Annotated in this window: 6 protein-coding genes and 1 pseudogene; 1 reads left to right on the top strand and 6 read right to left on the bottom strand. The window is 73.0% G+C overall.

Annotated elements, in window-relative coordinates; all coding sequences use genetic code 11:
* The 6 genes and pseudogenes from CM1CMNOD_RS00880 to CM1CMNOD_RS00855 form a co-directional block, all read right to left on the bottom strand.
* A pseudogene (locus CM1CMNOD_RS00880) lies at positions 1 to 1,127 on the bottom strand (hypothetical protein); the annotation flags it as partial.
* Positions 1,128 to 1,795: 668 nt separating this feature from the next.
* The gene (locus CM1CMNOD_RS00875) at positions 1,796 to 2,233 is read right to left on the bottom strand and encodes a DUF3180 domain-containing protein (protein WP_013871807.1); all 438 of its coding nucleotides are present in this window, start codon (positions 2,231 to 2,233) and stop codon (positions 1,796 to 1,798) included.
* Positions 2,230 to 2,691: a 2-amino-4-hydroxy-6-hydroxymethyldihydropteridine diphosphokinase gene (folK, locus tag CM1CMNOD_RS00870; protein ID WP_013871806.1), complete on the bottom strand. Its 462-nt coding sequence runs from the start codon at positions 2,689 to 2,691 to the stop codon at positions 2,230 to 2,232. Before folK ends, CM1CMNOD_RS00875 begins: the two co-directional genes overlap by 4 nt.
* Positions 2,692 to 2,861: 170 nt before the next feature.
* On the bottom strand, positions 2,862 to 3,317 hold the full coding sequence (folB, locus tag CM1CMNOD_RS00865) for a dihydroneopterin aldolase (protein ID WP_013871805.1): 456 nt from the start codon (positions 3,315 to 3,317) through the stop codon (positions 2,862 to 2,864).
* Positions 3,314 to 4,342 (bottom strand): dihydropteroate synthase, encoded by a 1,029-nt coding sequence (gene folP, locus CM1CMNOD_RS00860; RefSeq protein ID WP_043602721.1) that lies wholly within the window; start codon positions 4,340 to 4,342, stop codon positions 3,314 to 3,316. The genes folB and folP overlap by 4 nt, the downstream gene beginning before the upstream one ends.
* Before the next feature lie 151 nt (positions 4,343 to 4,493).
* Entirely contained in the window at positions 4,494 to 5,408 is a 915-nt protein-coding gene (locus CM1CMNOD_RS00855) for a GNAT family N-acetyltransferase (protein WP_013871803.1), read from the bottom strand.
* A gap of 709 nt (positions 5,409 to 6,117) precedes the next feature.
* On the opposite strand from CM1CMNOD_RS00855, the gene CM1CMNOD_RS21330 reads away from it, so the two are divergent.
* Complete coding sequence (locus tag CM1CMNOD_RS21330) at positions 6,118 to 6,285, top strand: hypothetical protein (protein WP_013871802.1); 168 nt, start codon at positions 6,118 to 6,120, stop codon at positions 6,283 to 6,285.
* The last annotated feature ends 157 nt before the right edge of the window (positions 6,286 to 6,442 follow it).

Below are 6,442 nucleotides of genomic sequence, written 5' to 3'. Positions count from 1 at the left end.
CCGCTGATCTTCTGCCACACGAACCCGGCCCCACCCCCGACAGCGAAGGCAACACCGAGGATCACCACCGCGTACACGAGTCGACGCAGCAGCCAGGGGAGCCCGGCGGCATCCCGGGGACGGTTCCGGCGCGTTCCGGCGTCCCCTGTGGACCTGTCTGTGGACCGCTCCGTGGACCGCTCCGTGGAGCGGCTCGCAGACCGGTCCGGTGACCGGGGGTCGCCCCGGTCATCCCGACGCCGGCCCGACTCGGCCCGGAGCGTGCCGACCTGCTCACCGGTGGTGTCCTGCTCGGCGGCCGACGGGCTCGCTCGGCGGTCGTCGGAATGGTCCGGCCCCGGCCGGCGGGATGCCGATGTCGACATGTCGGCGCCGACCTGCCTGGTCCGGGGCGGGGGAACACCGTCCGGGCGTCCGGGACGGTCGCTGCCCTTCCTGGGCCGCAGGTCCGTGAAGACCGTCATTTCGCCGGCTGCCGGCCCATCGAGCGGCAGCGGATCCGGCGGATACCGGGCCGGCTGTGACGCGGGGGGCGCGGCCACCGCCGCGATGTCCTGGCTGGCTGCCGCCTCCCCGCCGGCGGCGTAACCCGTCCCGAAACCCGTCGCCGGTGCCTGGTAGGCGCCGGGCCCGGACGGATTCGCCGGATACCCGACGCCGTCCGGCGGGTAAAGCGCGCCGGGCTGGTAGCGGCCTGCCTGCCGTGAGCCGGCGGCCCCGGGCTGGGGGCCACCGGAAGCGCCGGGGGGAGCCTGCGGGCGGGGTGCCTCCCGGTACGGCTCCCCCGCGCGCGGGGCGGAATCGACCGGCGACGGCCCGAAGGGCCTCGCCCCCGGTGCGAGCCGGGTCTGCTCCCCGTAGAAATCGGGGGCGCCGGCCTGGGGAGCGCCTGTCAGGGGATATCCGGCCGCCGGAGCGTACCCGCCGGGCGCGGGGGCGGGCTCGGCACGATAGCCCGCCGGGGGCCCGTAGCCGGCGTCCGGCTCGTCCCGGGCGTAGCCGGCCCGCGGCGGTACGCCCTGCCGCTGGGGCAGGCCAGGTGACCGCGAGTCCGGATACGCTCCCGGTCCTGGCGGGGGATAACCGCCGGGCGGCTGATATCCCCCGGCCCCCGGCTGGGGGCCCACGGGCACCTGGGGAGAAAAAGACCCCTGGCGAGAATCAGGAGACCGGTACGAACCAGGATCCTGATACTGGCGGGCGTTGTAGTAGCGCTCAGCATCCTGGTTCTGGTATGAACTCGGAGGGTAGTCGCCATGGCCACTGGGAACCGACTCCGTGTCGGGACGGTCCGCCGTTGCCGGCACGCCGTCCGCGGCTGTGGCTCGACGTGGGTTCGACGCGTCAGATCGTCGCATATCATCCGCCACCGACCAACCTCCTCACGATCCGCGCCCACGTCATATGTCCCCCCATCGGTGTACCACGGCGTTGCGCTGGCGTTGCGCGCGCCCAGTTGACAAACGCCGGATCGCGGGATCCTCATCGTGACCAGACGCTGGACGGGCACTCCGGGTTGTGGACGCCGCGGAAACCACGACCGCGCACTCCTCGATCAACTGGGCTTTCGCGGTCATCTGAGGCTTTCGATCGCCTGGCAGCGCCGGTCACGCGGGGCGGGTGCCAGCCGCGAACGCCGATCCGGAGCATGATCCAGACGGGCGTGTCGCCAAGTACGCTTCTCGGCGGAACGAGCGTACCCGACGGCACGCTCGCGCCGATCTTCCCTGATGGCCGGCGCCCGGCACCGGACACCACCGCCGATATGGCTACACATGGTCGCACAGCTGGCGCGCTATGACTTCGGGACCCGGCACACCCGCTCGAGCAGGAGGCCACTGACAAGGAGCACCAGCGCCGCCGCGACCCCGAGACCAGCGGTGACCGCGTCGGTGTCAGCGGTACCGAACTCGTCCAGACGTGGCAGCGCGTAACCGAGCAGCGCCGCCCACGCCCCCATGAGCGCGGCCCCGGCCAGGCTGCTCGCCTTCGCCAGCGCCGCCAGCCGGGCGACGGTCAACGGCAGGATCGGCCTCGTGCCCGGACGTCCCTGCAGCCGGCGCCGGGTGATGGCGGCGGTCTGTGCCTCCGCCAGCCCGACGATCAGCAGCGACAGCGGTGCCGTCCGCGGGAACCGTGGCAGGTCCCGATAGGTGAAGGCCAGCAACACGTACGCCAGCACGCCGACCACCACGGCCGCCGCCACCAGTTCCCGCGCCCGCGTCGGCCTCACCCGGACAGACTCCACGGCGTCCGGCGGACCCCGGAGGTGTCCAGCGCGGCCACCAGTTCCTCGACCCGGCCGTGCCCGGGCAGCGCCGCGTCCGGGTCGACGTCCAGCCACGGGACGCAGACGAACGCGCGCAGGTGGGCGCGTGGATGCGGGATCAGGATGTCCGGGTCGTCGCTGACCAGATCGCCACAGGCGATCACGTCGACGTCCAGGGTGCGCGGGCCCCAGCGGACGGTTCGTGCCCGGTGGGCCGCCCGCTCGGCCGACCGGGCCGCGGCGAGCAGGTCCCGCGGCGGCGCCGCCGGGACCAGTACCACCGCGTTGAGGTAGTCGTCCTGGTCGGGCCCGCCGACGGGCGCGGTCTCGTACACCGGTGACACCGCCACGGACCCCAGCAGGCGGGTGGCGGCACGCAGCTGGGCGAGGCGGTCGCCGAGGTTCGAGCCCAGCGCCAGCACCGCCGGCGCCTGGCCTGCCGGCGTCGGTCGCCGCGCGAGACTCCCCGGCCGTCGGCGCCCCGGCGACGGACGCCCCGGCGGCCGCTGCTCCTGCGGCCGAGGCTCCGACGGCCGAGGCTGCGGTCCGGGCCCGGAGGCGTCCTGGGGCCGGTGCGGGCCCGTGGCCCCGCTCATGCCCGCCGACTCCGGGTGACGGTGACCGCGACGTCGGTGAACGGCAGCGGGATCGGCGCGGCCGGCTTGTGCACGGTCACCTCCGCCCGCAGGACCCGGTCGTCGGCCAGGCACGCGTCGGCCAGCCGGTGGGCGAGCGTCTCGATCAGATTGACGGGCTCCCCGGCGACGATCCCGGCCAGCGTCTGTGCCAACGTCCCGTAGTCGACGGTGGCGGCGACGTCGTCGCTGGCGGCGGCCGGCCGAGTGTCCAGCCACACCGCGGCGTCCACCACGAACTCCTGGCCGAGCTCGCACTCCGCCGGTAACACACCGTGATGACCCCGGACTCGCAGTCCGGTCACGGCAATCCGGCCGGACGCGACGAGCGCCGCGGCAGGAGACACGGCGGCCGTGGCGGAGGACGCCGTGAGAGACGTACCGGCAGACGTGTCAGGAGACGTGCTGGTCATACCGCACTCGTGGGCGGGAGCCGGAACGCGCCACGGGCCGACACGCCAGGATCCGTGACGCCAGGATCCGACGTCCCAGGATTCGACCTCCCCGGGTCCGACACGGCGGAATCCGGCCTGGCGGGTGTCCGCTCCGCCGGCGCGGGCCCGCCGCCAGCCGGCCAGGCCCGCCGCTCGCGGGCCTCCCGCCATGCCTGGACGACCCGCACCGCGTCGGCCGCGGCCCGCACCGCGTGCACCCGGACCGCCCACACCCCGTCGGCCGCCAGCAGGGCGGTCGTCGCCTGGGTCGCGTCGTCGCGCTCCCCGGCCGGGCGGGGACGCTCGTCGGCGTCCGCGAGCAGGCTGCCCAGGAAGGACTTGCGTGACGTGCCGACCAGCAGCGGATGCCCCAGCGCGGCAATGGCGTCGAGGTGAGCCAGCAATGTCCAGTTGTGCCCGCTCTCCTTCGCGAAACCGATCCCCGGGTCGACGATCACCCGTTCGGGCGCGATCCCGGCGGCGAACACGGCATCGAGGCGCTCACGCAGCTCGGCGACGACCTCGGACACGACATCACCGTAGACCGCGCGGGTGGCCATGTCCGCGCTCACACCTCTGGTGTGCATCAGAACGTAGGGGACCGCCCGCTCGGCGGCCACCGCCAGCAGGTCACGGTCGGCGGCGCCCGACACGTCGTTGATGACCGCGGCGCCCGCGGCCAGCGCGGCCTCGGCGACGGCCGGACGGGTCGTGTCGACGCTCACCGCGACACCCGCCGCGGCCAGCTCCGTCACCACCGGCAGCACCCGGCGCAGCTCCTCGGCCGGATCGACCCGCCCCGCGCCCGGCCGGGTCGACTCGCCCCCGACGTCGACGATGTCGGCGCCCTCGGCAGCCATCGCCAGACCGGCCCGCACCGCGTCGACCGCGGTCGGATAGGCGCCCCCGTCGGAGAACGAGTCCGGTGTCACATTGACCACACCCATCACGCGGGTACGACCCAGCGGCTCCAGAAGACCACGGCTGGCCTGCACGGACGTCATGCCCCCTACGCTAGGCCGTGTCCGGTGGACGCTGGTCAACGCGGGCGGTACCCCGGGCGGCCTGCCGTGAGGTGTAAGGACGGCTGGCTCTTCGCGCGGGCTGGCCGGGCGGTCGTGCCGGCGGTGCCGCACGGCCGCTGGCGCCGGCCGCTCACCCGCTGACGCCGGGAGCCGCGGCGGTGTGCAGCCGGCGGTAGGAGTAGCGGTAGACCGGGCGGAAACCGATGGCGGCATACAGCCGACGGGCCGCCGTACTCGTCTGTTCGACCTGCAGGTAGGCACGGGACGCGCCCGCTTCGGCCGCCCAGGCCGCCAGCCTGGCGAGAACCGCGTGGGCGGCTCCCCGGCCGCGCGCGGCCGGCACGGTCGCCATGCTGTAGATCCCCAGCCAGTCGCCGTCCACGGTGCCGCGGCCGACGGCCACCGGCACGCCGTCCAGCACGCACAGGACGTATGCCGCGGGCACGGTGAGGTTCGCCAGCACCCCCAGCGTGCCGGCCCGCTGGCCGGCGAAGGTCGCCAGCACCTGGCCTGCGACGTCCAGCCAGACATCACCGACGGTGTCGAGCAGGATCGCCCGGTGACCGTCGGCGTCGGCGGACGGGGAGCCGCCGGCGCCGACGGGGACGTGGCCGGTGGGCCCGGCAGCCAGCCGTTCGCGGATCTCCTCGAGGTCGGCGACGCAGACGTCGGTCGGCCCGGTGTCGTCGAAACCGGCCACGTCCAGCGCCTCGTGGATGTCCGCGGGCAGGGACACCGGCGTGATCTGGAGTGTCGGCGGCAGACCGGCGGTGGCGTAGAACTCACCGACCGCGTTCAGGGCGCCGGCGATGTCACCGACGTCGCCGCGGGCCCACACGGAGTTACCGCGCCGGGAGGAGCCGGCCGACTCCCGCAGCACCCAGCCGCCCAGCCGCCGCTCGCGCAGGGGCGGCCACGCACGATGAGCCAGATCCTCGAGCTCACGGCTGAGGTCGCCGTCAACCGGTTCGCCCACCGTGGGCGCCACCAGCGCGTCCGGGGCGGCCGCGGGCTGGCCGGGATCGCCGACCGGTTCAGCGGCCATACTGTGATCGCCATCTGCCGCCCGGGAACAAACCCGTACTGACCACCCGTCCGAGGCTACCGGGTGAAGCACGCGGGCGGACCGGATTCCAGCCTCCAGCGACCTTCTCCAACCGATCTCCGGACCGGAGCCGGACGGTCGGTCCAACCTGGTACACGCCCCGCCGTAGCGACAGCCGCGGGCGACAACCGCGGGCGTGTCCGGTCCAGCCTGCCCGGCTCTCCGCTCCCCGCTGGTGTTACGCCGGCCGTCCCGACCGACTCCACGAGCCGTCCTCACCATGCGCGGCCGTACCGGATGCACAGCGCCGGGATATTGATGCGCTCGGGGTACGTACCGGTCACCGCGGCCGGCTATTCAATGCATTAGCGTGACAGCCCCGGCGTGACGGCATTAGCGTGACGGCATTGGCATGACAGTGCACGGCCTGCCGGGACATCACCGGAAGCGGTGACTTTGTTACCTCGCCGTAACGGACGCTCAACCCGACGGGAACACCGAGGTTCTACGTTTCTTACAGTAAGATTCGGACGTATCGCTGCCCGACAAAGGGGCCGGGCTCCTCCACAGGGGGCATGGAGTCGGAAATGTTGGTGAACCCGCCACGCAAGGCCGTTTCGGCAGGTGCATCACGTGAGGCGATCCCGCCGCACAGCGTGCTGACTGAGTGGAAATCGCTTCACGACCGAGAGTCGTTGGAGGTCTACTCATGAGCAGACTGGTCACCCTTGTCGCCGCTGTCGATGCTCAGCCGACCCTGGAACAGACGGATTCGATGCTGATCGAACTCGGTCAGATGCCTCGTAACGCCGTCGTCCTGGGGCTGATCGATGCCCTACTCGAGTACCGGACGCTCCTGGTGAGCCTTACCTCCTGAGCGTCCACTCCTCACGCAGGCCGCGCTGGCCTGAGATTCTCCGCGGACCAGGATTCCCCAGAACGCGCGAAGAAGCGCGGCCGCGGGCTCTTCGTCCAGCCAGTCAGGTGGTCTCCTGTTACATGGCGACGAGACCACCTGACTGGTTGGCACACTT

Source organism: Protofrankia symbiont of Coriaria myrtifolia (genome assembly GCF_900634755.1).
Lineage (GTDB): Bacteria > Actinomycetota > Actinomycetes > Frankiales > Frankiaceae > Protofrankia > Protofrankia coriariae.
Note: the sequence above shows the minus strand (reverse complement) of the source record. Positions and strands in the feature narration are given on the sequence as shown.